This window comes from Hamadaea tsunoensis DSM 44101, from assembly GCF_000428945.1.
GTDB classification, from domain to species: domain Bacteria; phylum Actinomycetota; class Actinomycetes; order Mycobacteriales; family Micromonosporaceae; genus Hamadaea; species Hamadaea tsunoensis.
In genome coordinates, this window is sequence record NZ_AUAX01000027.1 from 1 (window position 1) to 18,218 (window position 18,218).

Below are 18,218 nucleotides of genomic sequence, written 5' to 3' on the forward strand. Positions count from 1 at the left end.
CAACCCCCACGACCGACAACCAGACTTCATCCCACCCAAACACCTCGACCCACTCCAACGACCACGCCGCAACAACCTCCACCGGCGAACATGAGACCCAAGACCAACCGTTCCTCCCGTATCGACTGCTCGTCACCGGCAGCCGGGTCGCCAGGTCGTATCCGGCCGGTGCCGGTGCCGGTGCCGGTGCGGTGCGCTACGAATCGCGTGTCCTGTGCGAGATTGCAGACGCCGCTGCCATGGTTCCACGCTGACGCGTGGCCGGAAGGCGCTCGATCACCAACGTCCTCGTCCAGGAGTAACCATTCGCCGCTCAACCCGTCCTGCAGAGTGGCAAGCATGCCAGCGGGGGGCGCCACAGCAGCCCGGGTGAGGCCCGGGAAGCAAGCACACCCGGGCCGGCAGAGCCTTCTCACCGACGCGACCCCACCAGCGTGACCTCACCGGTGCAGCCTCATCGGCCAGACCGTTACCCCGCAACGCATGCACCAAGGAGGAGCCCCTCCCCGAACTACGCGTCGCACCTGTGCGAACTCGCCCGGATCAGCGCCTGGATGCCACCACACCCCGGCCGCCGCCGCGCAGCCACCGCCGCCACGCAGTCGCCGTCGCAACGCAGCCACCGTCGCCACGCGGCCGCCGACAGCCGCCTGCATGTCCTTGCCCCGCCAGTTCTCCATAGGTACGCGGCTGCCAGCGGCGCTCGTCGACGCTGGCCTCATGCTGGCCGCACCGTGTCGTCGTGATCGCGGCGGCGGTCGGATTCGCCCGACGCCACACGCACGTCGGCTGCCTCAGGCTCACCGAGACCGGCCGGGCGCTCGGCCGCCTGGTCCTCGCCGACCGTCATCGCTGCCGTGATCGCCCGCCTGTCATCGCTGCCGTGATCGCCCGCCTGTCATCGCTGACGTGACCGCTGCCGTCCTGGCCTCACTGCTGGTGAGGGTGCTGCGGCACGACCTCAGTGACGGCACGGCCTCACTGACCACGACCTCACCGACGGCACGGCCCCTGGTGACGGCAGAGCCCTGGTGACGGCAGGCGGCGTCCGCCATCACCCCCTTGTCGCCGGCGGCCCGGTCCGCGTCGCTGGTTACGCTGCGGCCGCGTACCCGCTGCGGCTCCGCGAGGTCACCGACGTGCTCGGCGGGCGGGTCTGCTGGTCCGGGCGAATCCGCGGGCGCGTGCGCCGCCGAGCTCTCCCACCGGCCGGCCTTACGCCGTCACCGCCAGCTCGTCCGGCTCGATGCCGTGCTGGAACGCCTCGCCGGACGCGTACCGGCGCAGTTCGTCGAGGGCCGCCCGCACCATTCGGCCGAGTTCGTTGCCCAGCGATCCGGCCACATGCGGGGTCAGCAGCACGTTCGGCAGGTCCCACAGCGGCGACTCCGGTGCCGGCGGCTCCGGGTCGGTCACGTCGAGGATCGCGTACAGGCGGCCGGTCAGGAGCTGTTCGGTCAACGCGTCGGTGTCCACAAGAGATCCCCGCGCCGTGTTGATCAGCGTCGCGCCGTCGCGCATCAGCGCCAGCCGCCGCCGGTCGAACATGTGGTAGGTCGCCGGCAGTTGCGGCGCGTGGATGCTCACGATGTCGCTCGCCGCGATCAGATCGTCGAGCTCCACCAGCTCCGCGCCGAGCGCCCGCGCGTCGTCCGGCTCCACATAAGGATCATGCAGGAGTACGCGTACCTCGAAGTGCCGCAGGAGTTCCGCCACGCGCCGGCCGACCCGGGAGGCGCCGACGAGGCCGACCACCCGTTCGTAGTTGCCCATCGCCGGGAAGGCTGCGGACACGTCGACCGACCCCCGTGCACGGCGGAACTCCTGCGCCGTCTCCAGTACGCGCTTGCCCGCGAACAGGATGGCGGCCAGGGCGTACTCGGCGACGGGGACCGCGTTGGCCTCGGCGACCGAGGTGACGACGATCCCGCGGGCGAAGACGGCGTCGGTGACGTGGCCCTTGACGGTTCCGGCGGCGTGCACGACCGCGCGCAGGGCCGGCATGCGCGCCAGCGCGGCCTCGTCGATCGGCGGGCAGCCCCAGCCGGTGAGCAGCACCTCGACGGAGGCGAGCGCGTCGGCGAGCGCGGGGTCGGCGAAGTCCGTCACGATCCGGGCCGGATCCACCTCACCGGCGTCCGCCAGCTCGGCCAGCAGCCGCTCGGTGAAGAGGATCTGCCGCGTCCGCTCCGACATGGCGAGCAGGGTGGCCGGCTTGTGCACGGCGGACGGCGAGGCAGGGGTAGACGAAACAGCAGTAGACACGGGGTCAGGCCTTCTTGTGGGTCAGGTGCGGGACCGGGCCGAGCGCGGCGCGCAGCGCGAACCGGCTGTTGGCCCAGACCACGTAGAGCAGAGGAGTGGCCGCGAGGCCCAGGGCGATCGCCGGCCGGCTGGTGAACAGCAGTTCCAGCAGCACCAGCACGCCGAACGAGACGGCCGTGAGGTACCAGTGCCGCACCGCGAGGTAGACCGAGGCCCGGGCCGCGTCGCGTACGCGTACACCCGGCTTCTCGGCGAGCACGACCAGCGCGAGCAGGGCGGTGGCCGCGGTGAGGACCATGAGGACGGCCAGGACCGGGATCGCGGCCGCGCCGATCGGCTTGCCCCAGGCGAGCCTGATGTCGACGCCGAGCACGACGAGCGCGCCGGTGGTGAGGGCGCCCGCGGTGGCGGCCCGCTTCCAGGTGGCCGCCCAGGCCCGGACGAACGTACGCGCGACCGCGGTGGACCGGGTGCCGGAGTAGTCGGCCAGGACGGCGAAGGCGGCGCAGACCGCCGGCGCGCACAGCGGCGCGACGAGCGCGAGCAGCGGCCAGGAGCGCACCGGGTCGGTCAGGACGAGCCCGGCGACCAGCGGCGAGCAGCCGACGAGCAGCAGGAGGTTCGTCATCAGGGTGAGGTAGACCAGGTCGAAGAGGGTGCCGATGGTCTGGTGCTTCAGCCCGGGAATCCGCATGGCCTATCCCTTCAGTCCGGTCGTGGCGATGCCCTCGATGAAGTACCGCTGGCCGACCAGGAAGATGAGCGCGATCGGCAGCACCGACAGCACCGAACCCGTCATGATCAGCGCGTACTCGGCGTTGTACTCGTTGATGAACGAGCGCAGGCCGATCTGGATCGTCCACAGGCTCGGATCGCGCAGGTACAGCAGCGGCCCGAGGTAGTCGTTCCAGGTGTTGACGAAGGTCAGCAGGGTGAGGCTGGCCAGCGCCGGCATCGACAGCGGCAGCATGATCCGCCGCCAGATGCCGTACTCGCTCATCCCGTCCATCCGGGCCGCCTCGGAGAGGTCGTTCGGGATGGTCTCGTAGTACTGCTTCATCAGGAACACGCCGAAGGCGCTGAACGCCTGCAGGGCGATGATCGACCACAGCGTGTTCGACAGGTGCAGCTTCGACATGAGGATGAACTGCGGGATCATGTACGACTGCCACGGCACCGCGATCGTCCCGATGTACGCCAGGAACAGCAGATCGCGACCCGGGAAGCGCACCTTCGCGAACCCGTACGCGGCGAAGCTGCCGGTGAAGACCTGCAGGGCGCTGACCGCCACCGACAGGATCAGGGTGTTCTTCAGCCACGTCACCATGTGCGACTTGCGCCAGATGTCGAGGTAGTTCTCCCAGACGACGGTCTTGGGCACCCATTGGATGGGAGTCGTGTAGACCTCGTTGTTCGTCTTCAGCGACGAGACGACCATCCAGTAGAACGGCAGCAGCAGCGCGAGCGCGGCGACGACCAGCAGGGCGTACCCGATGATCCGGCCGGTCCGGCTCAACCGCCGGCGGCGGGTCGCGCGGTGGTTCAGCAGCAGCGCGGTCTCGGCCTGCGCGGGGCGTACGGCGGTGTCCATCACGCGTTCCTCCGCTTGTTGACCAGGAACTGCACGACCGTGACGAGGAAGCAGATCGCGAACAGCACGATCGAGATCGCCGAGGCGTACCCGAACTGGTTCTCCTGGAAGCCCTTCTGGTAGATGTACTGCGACAGCACCAGCGTGGACTGGCCGGGGCCGCCGTTGGTCAGCAGCAGGATCAGGTCGAAGACCTTGAAGCTGCCGATCGTGAGCATCACGGTCACGAAGAAGGTCGTCGGCCGCAGCGACGGGACCGTCACCGTCCAGAAGCGGTGCCAGGCGTTCGCGCCGTCCATCCGGGCCGCCTCGTACAGTTCGCCGGGGATCGTCTGCAGGCCGGCCAGGAAGATCAGCATGTAGTAGCCCATCTCCCGCCAGGTGCCCACGATGATCACGGCCGGCATCGACCCGTCGGCGGAGACCGTCCAGCCGGGGTTCCCCGAGAAGCCGAAGAAGTGCAGGATGTGGTTGATCGGGCCGTACTCCGGGCTGAACAGCATGTTCCAAACCTGCGCGGTCGCCACGATCGCGGCGATGTACGGGAAGAACGCGACCGTGCGGAAGAAGGCGACGCCGCGCAGCTTCCGGTTGAGCAGCAGGGCCAGGCCGAGCGACGCGACCATCGTCAGCGGGATGTGGAACACCGTGTAGTAGAGCGTGTTGCGCAGCGCCGTCCAGAAGCTCGCGTCGTGCATCAGGCGCTGGAAGTTCGCCGGCCCCGTCCACTCGGCCAGGCCGAACACGTTCCAGTTGGTGAAGGCCAGGTAGAACAAGGCGAGCACGGGGACCAGCGTCAGCACCGCGAAGCCGACGAAGTTCGGCAGGATGAACGACCAGCCGACCGCGGTGTCGCGCCACACCGTCCGGCGGCGCCGGGCGGGGGCCGGCAGCAGGGTTGCCATGGGGGATGCCTCCTGAGGATCGGGCCCGGCCGGCGGTACGCGGCACGCGGGGGACACGCGCCGCGTACCGCCGGCCGGGCTGAAGCGGGCGCTACGAGTTGAGGACCTCGTTCTTGGCGCGCTTCTGGGCGTCGCCGATGGCGCCGTCGACGTCCTTGCTGCCCGACAGCACCGCCGAGTGCAGGTCGTTGAGAACGTTCTGCAGGCCGGCCGTGTACTTCGAGACCGGGTTCTCCGGCTTCGTGTCGTGCTTGGCGAACGCGAACTTCGACAGGTCGTCGGTCGGCATGCCCTTCAGGCCGAAGAAGTCGTCGGCCACCGCCGCGCTGGCGGCCGGGGTGATGCCGATCGCGGCCAGCGACTTCGCGCCCTGCGTCCCCGCCGCGTACGCGAGGAACGCCTTGGCCGCCGCGACCTTCTCCTTCTTGATCTTGGGGTTGATGCCGAGGCCGGTCGGGTCGCCGAAGGTCACCGGGGTGGCCGACGTGCCCGTGGTGCTGGCGTCGAACTGCGGCGCCGGGGCCAGGCCCCAGTCGAACGCGTCCGCGTCGCCCTTGGCCTGCTGGGACAGCAGCGTGGCGATGTACCAGGTGCCCATGGGCATCATGGCCGCCTGCTGCTTGCCGAACTCCGCCTGGTAGGTCAGCTTGTTCGTGGTCGCCGTGCCGTAGCTCGGCTGGGCGCCGGCCGTCTGCAGGTCGAGCGCGCGCTGGTAGTACGGCTTGAGGTAGGAGAAGTCACCGCTCTGCAGGCTGGCGCCGGGCGTCTGGGCCAGCGCGAAGCCCTGCACCGTCGACTGCCACGTGTGCTGGTAGTCGCCGGTCGCCTTGGAGCCGGCCGTCTTCAGGGCCGCGGTGAGCGACTTCGAGACCTCGGCGTACTTGTCCCAGGTCCAGGAGCCGTCCGGGTACGCGACCTTCGCCTTGTCGAACAGCGCCTTGTTGTAGAACAGGACCCACGAGTCCTGCCGGTACGGGATCGCGTACGTCTTGCCGTCGACCTGGTAGCCGGACAGGCCGCCCGGCGAGCTGGTCAGCCCCTTGGCCACGTCGGAGACGTCGAGCAGCTGACCGCCGGCCTGGTACGTGTAGAACATCTTCAGGTTCTTCTGCACGTAGACGTCCGGCGCCGACCCGGCCGCCAGGTCGGCGGTCATCTGGGTGTCGTAGTTGCTGGCGTCGTACTCCTTGAGCTCCACCGTGATGTTCGGGTTCGCGGTGTGGAAGCCGTCCGCCAGCGTCTTGAACTCCGGCGTGGTCGACAGGCTCCAGCCCGCCAACGTGATGCTGACCGGGCCGGTCGGCATCGTCTCAGGGGTGTCGGAGCTGCTGCAACCGGTCAACGCGAGAGACGCGGCCAGGCCGAGTCCGAGCACGGCCGTTATTGCGCGCTTCATCCTCTCTATCTCCTTCGGGACGGGGCCAAAGTGGGGGTGGCCCTATGGAACTACCTGGGGGATCTCCTGGGAGCACGGAGAAGTCGGTGGGTGCTGGAAAGTCCGTCCGGCCAGCGGACGGTGACGTCCGCGCCGTCGCCGTCGCCGCCGCCGTCGTCGCCGTCACCGCCGGGCCGGATCGCGATGTCGGCCGCACCGGGCGCCGTCTCGCGGGAAGGTTCGCGGGACAGCTCGATGAACACCGCCGTCCAGACGCGTACGCGCGCCGGGAAGTCGATCCACGGGACGTGCACGGGACCGCCGAGCGGGCCGCCGTCCTCGTGGACCTCGACACCGGGGGTACCTTCGGCCGAAGCCATGTGCGACAACAGATCCGCGGCGCGGACCGTGACCGAGCCGGACGTCGTGGCGACCGTTGCCGGGCCGGCGACCGGCCAGCCGCCGAACCGCAGCCGCAGATCCTGTGCCGCGACGCTCTCGTCGAGGTCGTCGACGTACGCGACGCGGACCTCCCACGCGGCGCGTACCAGGGAATAGGTCGTGAGGGTTCCGGCCGGCCGGAACCGCCCAGCGCGACCGCTCCCATGGTCACGCTGGGCGGGGCCGGGATCGACCCAGTGCGCCGCGGCCGTGGAACCCGCCACGGCGACTGGAGGCAGGCCGGGCTGGACCCCGACGGTCAGGGTGCGCATGCCGGCGCGGTGCGTCGATCGTCCGAAGTGGTCGATCAGCGTCACCGACTGGTCGGTCGGCGTGCTCCAGCCGCGCTCGTCGAGCACGGGGCACGTCGCGGTCGAGTAGCCGAGGCGCGCGTACAGCGGGGAGTCGCCGACCTCGGCACCCTCGACGGCGTGGTCGGTGCCGTGGTTGACGACCCGCACGATGCCGTCGCCGCGCGCGCTCGCGACGACCCAGCCGGGGGCCTCGACGGCGCGCAGGATGTCGGTCCGCTCGGCGGGCAGCGGCCGCACCGGGTCCGTCCACACGGGATGCTCCGGCGGCAGCGCGATGCCGAGGAATCCGAGGCTGCCCCAGTAGGGCGAGCCCGGCCCGGAGTACGCCTGGGCGAGCCGGGGCCACGCGTCGTGCCAGCCGAGGCTGAGCAGGCCGCGCTCGTCGGGGGCGCCGTGGGCGGCGAAGTGGCCGACGATCGCGCCCGCGGCGTGCCGCAGGAGACCCGGCGCCACCGACGGTACGCCGGCGAAGGCGCCGACCCAGAAGGGCGCGGCCGCGGCGAACCGGTAGATGAGGCTGCGGCCCTGCAGGAGCGGGGAGCCGTCGGCGCCGACGAGCTCGACGGCGTCCTGGAGGTAGCGGTCGAGGGCGGCGCGGTCGCGTTCCGCGCGCGGCACCGCGAGATCGGCGGCGCCGGCCATCCGCGCCCACATCGTCGGATAAAGGTGCAGCGCCCACCCGACATAGTGGTCGTACGCGCGCTCGGCCCCGTCCGACAGCCACCCGCCCCGGCGCTGGAACGTGTCGTGGGTGGCCAGGTCGGCGGCCATCTCGTCGAGCGAGAACGGGCCGCCGACCGAGCGCAGGAAGGTCTGCACCACCAGCCGGAACCACACCCAGTTGATCCGCGGATACGTGTCGTCGCCGACCGCCGGGGCCAGGTACGCGATCACCCGCTGCTGGACGGCGGCGTCCAGCCGGTCCCAGATCCACGGTCGCGTCAGGTCGAGCATCCAGGCCAGCGAGGCGGCCTCGACCTTCGCCTGCGGGTGCTCGTCGAGGCGTACCCAGCGGTCGGGCGCGGTGGGGTCGGTGCCGGTGGCGATGCCGCGGGCGTACCAGTCGATCAGATCGTCCACGCCGACACCCTGGGCGCCGGCGATGCGGAAGCCCGCGAGGAGGAAGGTGCGGGCGAAGCCCTCCAGCCCGTCCACGTCGCGGCCGTAGCCGCCCTCCGGTCCGGGCAGGACGATCCGGGCGTGGCCGGGCGACGCGTACCGCCGGGCGGCGGCGAGCAGGTCGTCGGCCGCAGCGAGCCAGGCATCCCGGTCAGCGTCGAATCGGACCGTGGAAAAGCGGCCGGTCGGCTCTGCCACGTCGCTCCTCACCGTTCGCTGGATCGCCCTGTGTCCGGGCGGCGTCGTTCTGGTTTCGGAAGTAAAAACGATCACAATGGCTCATGTCAACGCCGTTATCCAACCGATACGATCACAAACGATCGTCGTACGCCAAACCTGATCACAGAATTGGACTCCGCTGAGCGTTCCAGCTGCACACTGCGTGATCACCTCACCACTGAGGCGATGTGAGCGGGGAAAACGGGGGCAGGGAATCGGCTCTTCCACGAGTCAGAAGTGATCTGATACGTTCACAAACGCTCACGAGGGTTGCCGGCGAAACGAGGAGACGCATGTCCGCCCATGACCGCTTTGCCGGACCGCTGGCTGCGCTGCGGGCGGCGGCGTTCGAAGCGGATCCCGAGGCCGCACCCCGTTTCCGGACCGCGCCGCGGCTGCCCGTGCCGCCGGCGAGCGACCGCGCCGCATGGGCCGCGATCGATCAGGCGACCCTGCGCGCCATCGAGGTACGCGCCCTCGCCGATCTCGGCGAACCGTGGCCGACCCCGGCTCCGCACGCGTACGCCCGGTATTTCCGCGACGGCGATCGCAACACGTACGAGCAGGCGCTGTTCGCCCGGCAGCGGCGGGTCAGCCGGGCCGCGATCATGGCCGCCGTCTCCCCCGGTCCGCAGTGGATGGACGAGGTGGTCGACGGCACCACCCTGCTCTGCGAGCTGAGCAGCTGGTGCTGGCCGGCCCACGACGACGCGCTGCGCGTACACGGGTCGGTCGTCCCGGTCGTCACCGATCCGTTCCTCGACCTCGGCGCCGGGGAGATCGCCGGCCAGCTGGCCTGGCTCGACCACCTGCTCGGCGCCGAACTCGACGCGTACGCGCCGGGGCTGCGGGCCCGGATCCGGCACGAGGTGGACCGGCGGGTACTGACCCCCTTCGAGGTACGCCGCGACTGGCACTGGCTCGGCCTCGACGGCGATGTCCACAACTGGAATCCGTGGATCCACGGCAACGTCCTCGTGGCCGCCCTGCAACTCGTCGACGACCCGGCGCGGCTGGCGTCCCTTGTGGACCTCGTCCTCGAAGGTCTCGACCGTTACGTGGCCTCCCTTCCCGAGGACGGTGCGATCGACGAGGGGTACGCGTACTGGTGGAACGGGGCCGGCCGGGCGCTCGAAGCCCTGGACCTGGTGCACCACGCGACCGGTGGCGCCTTCGACCACAGTGGAGTGACGGCGCTGCGCAACACGGTCGCCTTCCCGCACCGGATGCAGCTTGGCGGGGACTGGTACGTCAACCACGCCGACGGCACCGCCCGCGTCAGCGATCCCCTGCCGTGGCACGCGTTGCACGCGGCTGCCCGGCGGTTCGGCGACGACGGGGCGCTGGCGCACGCGGCCGCGCATCGCGTACCGGGCGGACCGGTCGCGACGGAGGATCAAGGGCTCGGCAGACTGCTGCGAGCCCTCACCGATCGTGCCTGGGTCGGCGCGCGGCCCTCGGCTTCGCCCCTTCCCCGCGACGTCTGGCTGCCGTCGACCCAGGTACTCGTCGCCCGGACCGAGGCCGGCACGAGCACCGGACTGACGCTGGCGGCCAAGGGCGGGCACAACGCCGAGCACCACAACCACAATGACGTCGGCGGGTTCGTGGTCGCGCTGGGCGGCGTACCGGTGCTGGTGGACGCGGGCCGCCCGACCTACACCCGGCAGACCTTCGGCCCCGACCGGTACGCGATCTGGACGATGCAGAGCTCGTGGCACAACGTGCCGGAGATCCGGTCGACCGCTCAGGAACCCGGCCACGCGTACGCCGCCCGCGCCGTCACGGCCACCATCGGCGACCTCGGTTCCGAGTTGACGCTCGACCTGGCCGGGGCGTATCCGCGTACGGACGTGCGGCGGTGGCTGCGGACGGCCCGCCTCGACCGGGCGACCGGTGAAGTTTCGGTCACCGACGAGTGGGAGCTCACGCCCGACGACGATGCTCCCCCGACACAGATCCGCCTGCTGGCCGCCGGGGACGTCCGGGCGTACGAGGACCGGATCGAGATCACCGGACTGGACGGCAGCGGTGTCGTGGTCTCGACCTGGCTGCCCGCCGCGACCCCGTGTGCCGCGACCGTACGCGTACTCGACGACCCTATGCTCAGCGACGTGTGGGGTGAGCGGCTCACGCGGCTCGACTTCGACGTGACGGCGCTCGGACCGACGGCTGCCTTCACGCTCCGCGTAGCTGTCCTCAGTGGATCCTCAAGCAGTGGAAGGGAAGTGCGATGACCGCCGCGGACCAGCGTGGGCCCCTGCAGGTCGCCCGCCGGGCGCAGATCCTGGAGGCGCTGCAGCGCGACGGCGCGCTGCGGGTCTCCGACCTGACCGTCGCGCTCGGCGCCGCTGCCGTGACGATCCGCCGGGACATCGCCCAGCTCGCCGCCGAGGGCCTGGTGCAGCGGGTGCACGGCGGGGTCGCGCTGATCGCCGACGAGCCGCCGGCGCCCGAGGAGAGCACCACCCGCGCCGCCGACGGGCCGGCCGGCCGGACGCTCGGCATGCTCGTGCCGTCGCTCGACTACTACTGGCCCGACGTCGCCCGCGGCGCCGAGGAGGCCGCCCGCGAGCTGGACATGCGGGTGATCCTGCGCGGTTCCTCGTACGACACCGAGGACGACCGCCCCCAGCTCGAACGGCTCATCGGCCGGATGGGCGTGGACGGCCTTGTCATCGCGCCGCGGATGGACGCGCCCACCGCCGATCGCACGCTCGAATGGCTCGCGACGACCGGCGTACCGACGGTGCTGCTGGAGCGCACGGCGGTCGCCGGGCCGCACCACGCCGTCATGGAGTCGGTCGTCACCGACCACGCCCTCGGCGCCGCGATGGCCGTCCGGCACCTCACCTCGCTCGGCCACACCAAGGTCGGCCTCGTCCTCTCCCAGCTCAGCCCGACCCGGCCGCACATCCGGCGGGGCTGGCTGGAGGCGGCCGCCGAACTCGGCCTCGACGTCGAGAACACAGTGGACACCCTCGTGCCCGACCCGCGCTCGCCCGACTGGGACGCCTCGCTGGACGCCGTCCTCGCCCGCTGCCGCGCCACGGACACGACCGCGCTGCTGGTCCACGCCGACGCGCAGGCGATCGCACTCGTCCAGCTCTGCGAGGAGCGCCACATCTCCGTACCCGGGCAGCTGTCCGTGATCGCGTACGACGACGAGGTCGCGGGGCTGTTCACGCCGCCGCTCACGGCCGTGCGGCCACCCCGCCGGTCGATCGGGCGAGCGGCGGTGCGGCTGCTGGCCGACCGGTTCGCCGACGCCGACCGGCCGGCCCACCGGGTGGTCATCAGCCCAGCGCTGCGGGTTCGTGAATCAACAGCGCCACCGGCATCCTTCTAAGACCCAAATCCAAGATCATTTTTTCCCGGGTTCGTCGATCTCACCTCCGCTCCTCGCGCGGGAGACCGTTCCGGCCCTGGGGGGCCTCCACTGCCAGGTGAGTGGGGCGACGCATCATTCGCCGTCGCCCCGTCACCGAGGGAAGGGCCCGTACGGGCGGTGTCCGGTCAGACGCGCTTCCAGCGCCATTGGCCGTTCGAGTACTGGGAGCACTGGTAGCGGTTGCCGGCGGCGCTGATCCCGTACCAGCCGTGTTCGGAGGCTGGACAGTAGGCCCCGGGAACGACCGTTCCGGAGTGGGTGTGCGTCGTCGGCGGCTTCGGCGTCGGGGACGCCTTGGGGGTGGGCTTCTTCGTCGACGGCTTGGGGGCGGGCTTCGACGGGGTGGTCACCTTGGCCAGACCCGTCGTCGGGCTGGGAACCGCCGCCGGACTGGGCGATGCGGAGTCCGATGCCGACGGGGACGCCGACGCCGTCTCGCTGGTGGCCGCGCTCGCGCTGAGCGCCTTGGGCGCGGTCCCGTCGGCCGCCGGCCCGCAACCCGCCACCAGGCCGGAGAAGGTCAGCGCGGCGGCGACGGCGGCGATGAGCAGGTTGATTCGTTTCTTCGCAACGGGCATCACCGCACCGTACGGAGGGCGCCGATGATAATCATCGAGCTCCCGGCCACAGTGGTGGGAACGTATAGAGACGCCGTTCGCCATTCCAGCGCTCGCAGGTGGCTCCCCAGGGCGGCCGCACCTCCGGAAGCAGGACACCGTCCGGGTACGTGTGTCGCAGATCCGTCAGCCGGGGCCGGGAGGGCTGCTCATCCGAAGTCGACGGCTTCTCACTGGAAGTCGGCGATGTGCTCCGTGATCCACCGGGTGAAGGAGAGGGGCGGGCGGCCGAGAACGCGTACCACGGTGTCGGTCGCGGGTGAGCCGCCGGTCGCCGCGTCGGCGAGGAACTCCACCACGGCCGCCGCCTGCGCCGCGGGCATGAACCGGGCGAACGAGGCCCGCCCTTCCTCCGGGCTCAGCTCCTCGATCCGTACCGGGCGGCCGAGGGCGGCCGCGATCATCGCCACCTGCTCGCGCTGGGTCAGCAGCTCACCGCCCGTCAGCAGGTCGCTCACCGCAGCACCGGCCCGGCCGAGCAACGCCTCGGTCGCGAAGGCGGCCACGTCACGCTCGTGGACGGGCGCGGTCCTCGCTTCCGGGTACGCCATCCGGACGGCCCCGTCGTCGCGGATTCCCCAGCTCCAGCCGAGCGCGTTGTTGGCCAGGGCGAGCGGGCGGATCGGCGTACAGCGGAGTGCGGAGGCGGCGAGGACGGCCTCGACCTCGCGGTGTTCCCGCGCGATCGCGTTGTTCTGCGTCCACGGCAGCAGGACGCTCCCGGACGACATCAGCACTACGTGCTCCACACCGGCCTTCTCGGCTGCCCGCACGAAGTCTTCCGCACCGTCCGCTAGCGCGTAGACGAACACCGCCCGTACGCCGTCCAGTGCCTCCGGCAACGTCTCCGGCCTGGTCAGGTCGGCCGCCACCACCTCGGTGCCGGGCGGCAGCTCGGCGGCGGTGGCGAGGCTGCGCACCGATGCGCGTACCGGGACGGCGGCGGCGAGCAGCTGGTCGAGGACGTGGCGGCCGATGCTGCCGCGGGCGCCGATCACAAGCGTTGTCATGCCGTCCAGCCTGGACAATGCCCCGCCGAACACCACGTCGGATAGCCTGGGACGGCGGTATTCGACACGAGTGGGGATGGCCATGGCGGATTCCGACTTCGACGAGCTGGACCGGAAGCTCCTGCACGCCCTGCAGATCGACGGCCGCGCCCCGTTCAACAAGATCGCGGAAGTGCTCGGCGTCTCCGACCAGACGATCGCGCGCCGGTACGCCCGCCTGCGCTCCACGCTGCGCGTCCGGGTCGCCGGCCGCACCGATCCCGCCCTGCTCGGCGAGGTCACCTGGTTCGTACGCATCCGGTGCGTACCGAGCGTGGCGGCGTCGATCGGGGCGGCACTGGCCCGCCGGCCCGACACCTCCTGGGTGAAGCTGGCCTCCGGCGGAACCGAGATCGTCTGCGTCGTACGCGCCGCCACCGGGCAGGACGGCGACAGCCTGCTGCTGGCGAAGCTGCCGAAGACGCCCAGCGTGACCGCGGTCAGCGCCAACTGCATTCTGCACGTCTTCTACGGCGGGACTTTCTCCGGCGGCAACGAAGGCGTCGTGCACGTCCTGTCCCCCGGGCAGATCGCCCAGCTCGCCCCGCCGCCGGTCACGCCGGGCGGCCCGGTCGTCCTCGACGACGTGGACCGGCGCCTGCTGGAGTCGCTGCGGGCGGACGGGCGCGTCGCGTACACGGAAATGGCGGACGACACGGGCCTGCCGCTGACGACGGTGCGGCGCCGGATCGCGGAGCTGCGGGGGTCCGGAGTGCTGTACTTCGATCTGGACCTGGACTACCGCGCGCTGAACCTGCCGATGCAGACGATGCTGTGGCTGTCCGCGGCGCCGGACCGGCTGACGGCCGTGGGCGAGGCGCTGGCCGGGCACCCGGAAGTGGCGTTCGCCGCGGCGGTGACCGGTACGCACAACGTCTACGCCAGCGTGCTCAGCCCCGACCCCGCGACCCTCTACACCTATCTCGCGACGCGGATCGGGGGACTGCCGGGCATCCAACGGGTGGAGACCGTGCCGGTCCTGCGGACGCTCAAGCACCTCTGACGCCGCCGAACGGGGGCCGCAATGCCGCCGACTGGACAGGTTCCCCGCGTCCGCCGCGCCCTATCCTGAGTGATCATCGGAGAGGAGCGGGGCATGAGCGACGCAGCCATGCGCGAGGCCATGGTACGCATGGCCACCGACGCCGAATTCGCCCGGCGCGTACGCGACGAGGGAGCCGACGTCGCCCGGGAACGGGGTCTCACCGAGACGGAGCTGGCGACCCTGCAATCGCTCGACCGGACCGAGGCCGCCGAGGGTCCGGAGCAGATGGTGCCGCGGCTGTCCAAGTCGGGGCTGTTCGGGGCGGGCGCGCTGACGTCGGCGCTGGGCCATCTGAGCGCGGCCCCGGCACATTCCTTCGTCTGCGACGGGCACTCGTTCGTCTGCAACGGGCATGCGCTGCTGTGTGACGGGCACGCCCACGCCCACGCCCACGCGCACGGCGCCGACGGGCACCACACGACCGCGGGGATCCAGTGTGACGGCCACTCCGCCGCCGGGATCCAGTGCAACGGGCATGACGTGGCCGGGGTCGTGAAGTGCAACGCGCACGCCGCGCCGCCCGTCCTCGGCCAGCCCGGCGTCCACAGCCTGCTCGAACCGCCCGCCGGTCCCACCCATGAGGTGACCGACGCCTGAGATGAACGACGCCGATGTACGCGGCTACGCGGCCGCCCGCCAGGCCCTGGCCGGCCCGGATCTCGGTCGGGCCGCGCTGCGGACCGGCGGGGGCGCGGACGAACATGTGCTCAACATGGAAGGCGAGGACCACGCCCGGCATCGGCGCGCGGTCGACGCGGCCCTGGACACGGCGGTCTCCGCACGGCTGCCCGGGATCGTCCGCCTGATCGGTCACGTCGTCGACGACCTGCCCGCCGGGGAGCCGGTCGACGCGGCCGAGCGGCTGGCGTACCCGGTGGCGATCGGGGTGGTCGACCTCGTCGTCGGGCTCGGCGGCGAGTACGCGTACTGGGCCGCCGTGGCGCGCGCGATCGACACCGACCAAGCCGGGCTGCACAGTGGGCTGCACAGTGTGCTCGACGACGCGCTGCACCGGCTGGCAGCGGGAACGCCACCGCCCGGCACCGTCGCCGCCGAACTGGCCCGGGCGCCGGCCGGCGAAAATCCGCTCAGCCGGTCGGAGGTCGCCGCCAATCTGCTGTTCGCCGCGTCGGCCGGGTTCACCAACCTCGCCAACGCGATCGGCGGTGCGGTGCGGGCGCTGGGGCGCGACCCGGACGCGTACGCGTGGCTCGCCGCCGATCCGGCCGCCCGGTTGGCCTGCGCCACCGACGAACTGCTCCGGTATGCGGAGCCGGCCGAGCGGTCGAGCACCCGGCGGGCCGCCCAGGACACGGTGGTCGGCGGAGACGTGATCGCGGCTGGGCGTACGGTCAGGATCTGGAAGGCGGCGGCCAACCGCGACCCCGCCCGGTACGCGTACCCGGAACGCCTCGACCTGGGCCGGACCCCGAACCCGCACCTGTCGTTCGGGTATGGGCGGCACTACTGCCCGGCGGCGCAGCTGAGCCGGCTGGTCCTCGACCGCGTGCTGCTGGGCCTGACCCGGCGTTTCGCCGCCATCGAACCAATCGGGCCAGAGGGAACAGCCGGGCCACAGGGAACAGCCGGGCCAGAGGAAACAGCCGGGCCAGAGGGAACAGCCGGGCCAGGGGAAACCTCCGAATCGGGCCGTGTTTGGGACAGCTACCACGGCTCGCCGCTGATGCTGCGATTCATCGCTAAAGCGACACAACAACTTTAAATGTTTCTGATGCGGACGGCTTGGGTAGAGACCGGGCATGCCGACACTCTCCAGTGCCCTCAGCACTCACCCTGCCCGGCGATCTGCGGATCATTCGGTCGTCACGGAGACCATCGCGCTGCTGGACGAATGTGCCCAGATCTGCACGACCTGCGCGGACGCCTGCCTGTACGAGGAGGAGACGGACCGCCTGGCCACCTGCATCCGGCTCGACCTGGACTGCGCCGACATCTGTGCCACCGCGGTACGCATGCTGTGCCGGGCGCCCGCGAAAGATCTGTCCTATGTGGCCGCCATGCTGGACCTCGTACGCCTCGCCTGCCGCCGCAGCGCGGAGGAGTGCGCACAGCACGCCGACAAGTACGAGCACTGCAAGGTCTGCGCGGAAGCGGCCATCGCCTGCGAACGCGCCTGCGGAGCCTTCATCGAGTCGATGCGCATCCCCGCCGCCGCCTGACCCCAAGGGTTGCCGCCTGACCCCAAGGGTTGTTGCCTGAAGGGTCAGAGCCTAGAGGGTCAGAGCCAGCCGTTGGTTTCGGCCAGGCGGGCCGCTTCCGCCGAGGTCCGCGCCCCGGTCTTGCCGATCGCGGCCGACAGGTGGTTGCGGACGGTCCCTTCGGAGAGATGCAGGCCGCGCGCGATGTCCCGGACCGTCGCACCCTGGGCGGCGGCCACCAGGACGTCCCGTTCCCGGGCGGTGAGCGGGCTGGCCCCGGCGGCGAGCGACTCGGCGGCCAGGCCCGGGTCGACCACGCGGAGTCCTGAGTGGACTCGCTGGATGGCGTCGATCAGGTACTCCGGGGTGGCGTCCTTGACCACGAATCCCACCGCCCCGGCCGCCATCGCCCGGGCCAGGTAACCGGGCCGGCCGAAGGTCGTCAGGATGACGATCCGGGTCTCGGGCCGGGCCCGGTGCAGCGCGGCCGCCGCGGCGAGGCCGTCGAGGCCCGGCATCTGGACGTCGATGAGCGCCACGTCGGGGCGTACCGAGAGGGCGGCGGGGACCACCGCGTCACCGGTGGCCACCGAGGCCACCACTTCCAGGTCCGGCTCCAGGTCGAGCAGGGCCGCCAGGGCTCCGCGTACGAGGGCCTGGTCGTCGGCGAGCAGGATGCGGATCACGGGACGCTGGCCGTCAGCACGAATCCGGCGGGCCGGGCGGGTCCGCTGTGGACGTCGCCGCCGACCGCCGCCAGCCGCTGCCGCAGCCCGGCCAGGCCGTGCCCGTCCACCGGCTGATCGGTCGCCGTCCGGCCGTCGTCGTGGATCTCGATACCGTCCGGGCGTACGCGGATCACGCAGCGCCGGGCCGAGCTGTGCCGGATGACGTTGGTGACGCCCTCGCGTACCACGAAGGCGAAGGGTTCCCGCAGGTGGGCGGGGACGTCTTCGGGGTCACCGTCGATCTCGACCGTGATCTCGCCGGCCTCCAGCGCGGCCCGCGCCCCCGCCAGCTCGGCCGCGAGCGAGGCCGCCCGGAATCCGGCGACGGTCGCCCGCAGCTCGGTGAGCACGTCGCGGCTCTGGTGTTCCAGGACCGCGAGCTCCCGCGCGGCCCGCTCGGTCTCGCCCCGCTCCAGCAGCCTGCGGGCCAGCGAGCTGCGCAGTGCGAGCGAGGTGAGGGACTGGCCGAGCACGTCGTGCAGGTCGCGGGCGACCCGGCTGCGCTCGTCGGTCACCGCGTGCGCGGCCAGCTCGTGGCGCGCCCGTTGCAGGGCCATGTTCGAGCGGACGAGCATGCCCATCAGCATCAGGTCGAACACCACCATCAGCAGCCCGATCCACTCGCCCCACTGGTCGTCGTGCGACAGGAGCACGGCCAGCGCGTAGCCGCCGAGGAGGGCGGCACCGAGGATCACGGTCCAGCGCACGGGCCACAGCAGGGCGGCGATCGCGTACGCGTAGCCGAGGGTGGGCAGCCAGTCGAATCCGGCGACCCCGACGAAGGCGACGCCGATCAGCAGCAGCGCGACGATGAACGCGCTCTGGCGCAGCTTCGGCGCCCGCCAGACCAGCGTGGGCGTGACCATGTACAGCGCCCCGTACACGATCAGGAGGGCGACCGCGAGCGGCCGCGGCCACACGGCGACGCCGACGGGGATCAGCATGAGCGTGAAGAACGCGCCCACCCCGATCCCCCACCGACGCCCGATCACGAAGCCAC

General features: G+C 71.4%; 18 protein-coding genes. 8 read left to right on the top strand and 10 right to left on the bottom strand.

Features of this window, described 5'->3' with window-relative positions; genetic code table 11:
* Positions 1 to 254, top strand: a 254-nt coding sequence (locus G401_RS57280) for a hypothetical protein (protein ID WP_211240891.1), incomplete at its 5' end; no start/stop codon positions are given.
* A 488-nt stretch (positions 255 to 742) separates the two neighbouring features.
* The gene (locus tag G401_RS56285) at positions 743 to 913 is read left to right on the top strand and encodes a hypothetical protein (protein WP_157546607.1); all 171 of its coding nucleotides are present in this window, start codon (positions 743 to 745) and stop codon (positions 911 to 913) included.
* A gap of 302 nt (positions 914 to 1,215) precedes the next feature.
* Here the strand turns inward: G401_RS56285 and G401_RS0131050 are convergent, their stop codons facing one another.
* The 6 genes from G401_RS0131050 to G401_RS49620 all read right to left on the bottom strand — a co-directional run bounded on the left by G401_RS0131050 (position 1,216) and on the right by G401_RS49620 (position 8,208).
* Entirely contained in the window at positions 1,216 to 2,196 is a 981-nt protein-coding gene (locus G401_RS0131050; protein ID WP_051367418.1) for a hydroxyacid dehydrogenase, read from the bottom strand.
* 73 nt (positions 2,197 to 2,269) lie between these two features.
* The gene (locus tag G401_RS49615) at positions 2,270 to 2,959 is read right to left on the bottom strand and encodes a DUF624 domain-containing protein (RefSeq protein WP_051367392.1); all 690 of its coding nucleotides are present in this window, start codon (positions 2,957 to 2,959) and stop codon (positions 2,270 to 2,272) included.
* A gap of 3 nt (positions 2,960 to 2,962) precedes the next feature.
* A complete protein-coding gene (locus G401_RS0131060; RefSeq protein WP_084557820.1) occupies positions 2,963 to 3,856 on the bottom strand; it encodes a carbohydrate ABC transporter permease in 894 nt (297 codons plus the stop codon).
* Positions 3,856 to 4,761, bottom strand: a complete 906-nt coding sequence (locus G401_RS0131065; RefSeq protein ID WP_027345559.1) for a carbohydrate ABC transporter permease — start codon at positions 4,759 to 4,761, stop codon at positions 3,856 to 3,858. The genes G401_RS0131060 and G401_RS0131065 overlap by 1 nt, the downstream gene beginning before the upstream one ends.
* A 91-nt stretch (positions 4,762 to 4,852) precedes the next feature.
* Positions 4,853 to 6,157 (bottom strand): ABC transporter substrate-binding protein, encoded by a 1,305-nt coding sequence (locus G401_RS0131070; protein WP_027345560.1) that lies wholly within the window; start codon positions 6,155 to 6,157, stop codon positions 4,853 to 4,855.
* Positions 6,158 to 6,207: 50 nt separating this feature from the next.
* Entirely contained in the window at positions 6,208 to 8,208 is a 2,001-nt protein-coding gene (locus G401_RS49620) for a DUF2264 domain-containing protein (RefSeq protein ID WP_051367393.1), read from the bottom strand.
* 314 nt (positions 8,209 to 8,522) lie between these two features.
* Here G401_RS49620 and G401_RS49625 point away from each other — a divergent pair, with 314 nt between their 5' ends.
* A complete protein-coding gene (locus G401_RS49625) occupies positions 8,523 to 10,466 on the top strand; it encodes a heparinase II/III domain-containing protein (protein WP_084557822.1) in 1,944 nt (647 codons plus the stop codon).
* The gene (locus tag G401_RS0131085; protein ID WP_027345561.1) at positions 10,463 to 11,578 is read left to right on the top strand and encodes a substrate-binding domain-containing protein; all 1,116 of its coding nucleotides are present in this window, start codon (positions 10,463 to 10,465) and stop codon (positions 11,576 to 11,578) included. Before G401_RS49625 ends, G401_RS0131085 begins: the two co-directional genes overlap by 4 nt.
* A 167-nt stretch (positions 11,579 to 11,745) precedes the next feature.
* Here the strand turns inward: G401_RS0131085 and G401_RS0131090 are convergent, their stop codons facing one another.
* Both G401_RS0131090 and G401_RS0131095 read right to left on the bottom strand, forming a co-directional pair.
* Positions 11,746 to 12,198: a hypothetical protein gene (locus G401_RS0131090; RefSeq protein ID WP_027345562.1), complete on the bottom strand. Its 453-nt coding sequence runs from the start codon at positions 12,196 to 12,198 to the stop codon at positions 11,746 to 11,748.
* 209 nt (positions 12,199 to 12,407) lie between these two features.
* Positions 12,408 to 13,247 carry an NAD(P)H-binding protein gene (locus tag G401_RS0131095; RefSeq protein ID WP_027345563.1) on the bottom strand — a complete coding sequence of 280 codons (840 nt, stop codon included), beginning with the start codon at positions 13,245 to 13,247 and terminating at the stop codon, positions 12,408 to 12,410.
* An 82-nt stretch (positions 13,248 to 13,329) separates the two neighbouring features.
* Here G401_RS0131095 and G401_RS0131100 point away from each other — a divergent pair, with 82 nt between their 5' ends.
* The 4 genes from G401_RS0131100 (at position 13,330) to G401_RS0131115 (ending at position 16,511) form a co-directional block, all read left to right on the top strand.
* On the top strand, positions 13,330 to 14,289 hold the full coding sequence (locus tag G401_RS0131100; protein WP_027345564.1) for an Lrp/AsnC family transcriptional regulator: 960 nt from the start codon (positions 13,330 to 13,332) through the stop codon (positions 14,287 to 14,289).
* A gap of 93 nt (positions 14,290 to 14,382) precedes the next feature.
* Entirely contained in the window at positions 14,383 to 14,928 is a 546-nt protein-coding gene (locus G401_RS0131105) for a hypothetical protein (protein WP_027345565.1), read from the top strand.
* Position 14,929: 1 nt separating this feature from the next.
* Positions 14,930 to 16,054, top strand: coding sequence for a cytochrome P450 (locus tag G401_RS53560; RefSeq protein WP_027345566.1), 1,125 nt, complete (start codon positions 14,930 to 14,932; stop codon positions 16,052 to 16,054).
* A 37-nt stretch (positions 16,055 to 16,091) separates the two neighbouring features.
* Positions 16,092 to 16,511, top strand: coding sequence for a four-helix bundle copper-binding protein (locus G401_RS0131115; protein WP_027345567.1), 420 nt, complete (start codon positions 16,092 to 16,094; stop codon positions 16,509 to 16,511).
* A gap of 59 nt (positions 16,512 to 16,570) precedes the next feature.
* Here G401_RS0131115 and G401_RS0131120 read toward each other — a convergent pair whose 3' ends face one another.
* A complete protein-coding gene (locus G401_RS0131120) occupies positions 16,571 to 17,176 on the bottom strand; it encodes a response regulator transcription factor (protein ID WP_027345568.1) in 606 nt (201 codons plus the stop codon).
* On the bottom strand, positions 17,173 to 18,210 hold the full coding sequence (locus G401_RS49635) for a sensor histidine kinase (RefSeq protein ID WP_157546609.1): 1,038 nt from the start codon (positions 18,208 to 18,210) through the stop codon (positions 17,173 to 17,175). Before G401_RS49635 ends, G401_RS0131120 begins: the two co-directional genes overlap by 4 nt.
* Positions 18,211 to 18,218: the final 8 nt, after the last annotated feature.

Coding starts and splice junctions, on each gene's coding strand:
- G401_RS53560 (WP_027345566.1), top strand. CDS start 14,930: ATGAACGACGCCGATGTACGCGGCTACGCGGCCGCCCGCCAGGCCCTG.
- G401_RS0131065 (WP_027345559.1), bottom strand. CDS start 4,761: ATGGCAACCCTGCTGCCGGCCCCCGCCCGGCGCCGCCGGACGGTGTGG.
- G401_RS0131050 (WP_051367418.1), bottom strand. CDS start 2,196: ATGTCGGAGCGGACGCGGCAGATCCTCTTCACCGAGCGGCTGCTGGCC.
- G401_RS0131060 (WP_084557820.1), bottom strand. CDS start 3,856: ATGGACACCGCCGTACGCCCCGCGCAGGCCGAGACCGCGCTGCTGCTG.
- G401_RS49625 (WP_084557822.1), top strand. CDS start 8,523: ATGTCCGCCCATGACCGCTTTGCCGGACCGCTGGCTGCGCTGCGGGCG.
- G401_RS0131070 (WP_027345560.1), bottom strand. CDS start 6,157: ATGAAGCGCGCAATAACGGCCGTGCTCGGACTCGGCCTGGCCGCGTCT.
- G401_RS49615 (WP_051367392.1), bottom strand. CDS start 2,959: ATGCGGATTCCCGGGCTGAAGCACCAGACCATCGGCACCCTCTTCGAC.
- G401_RS0131095 (WP_027345563.1), bottom strand. CDS start 13,247: ATGACAACGCTTGTGATCGGCGCCCGCGGCAGCATCGGCCGCCACGTC.
- G401_RS0131115 (WP_027345567.1), top strand. CDS start 16,092: ATGCCGACACTCTCCAGTGCCCTCAGCACTCACCCTGCCCGGCGATCT.
- G401_RS0131100 (WP_027345564.1), top strand. CDS start 13,330: ATGGCGGATTCCGACTTCGACGAGCTGGACCGGAAGCTCCTGCACGCC.
- G401_RS0131085 (WP_027345561.1), top strand. CDS start 10,463: ATGACCGCCGCGGACCAGCGTGGGCCCCTGCAGGTCGCCCGCCGGGCG.
- G401_RS0131090 (WP_027345562.1), bottom strand. CDS start 12,198: ATGCCCGTTGCGAAGAAACGAATCAACCTGCTCATCGCCGCCGTCGCC.
- G401_RS0131105 (WP_027345565.1), top strand. CDS start 14,383: ATGAGCGACGCAGCCATGCGCGAGGCCATGGTACGCATGGCCACCGAC.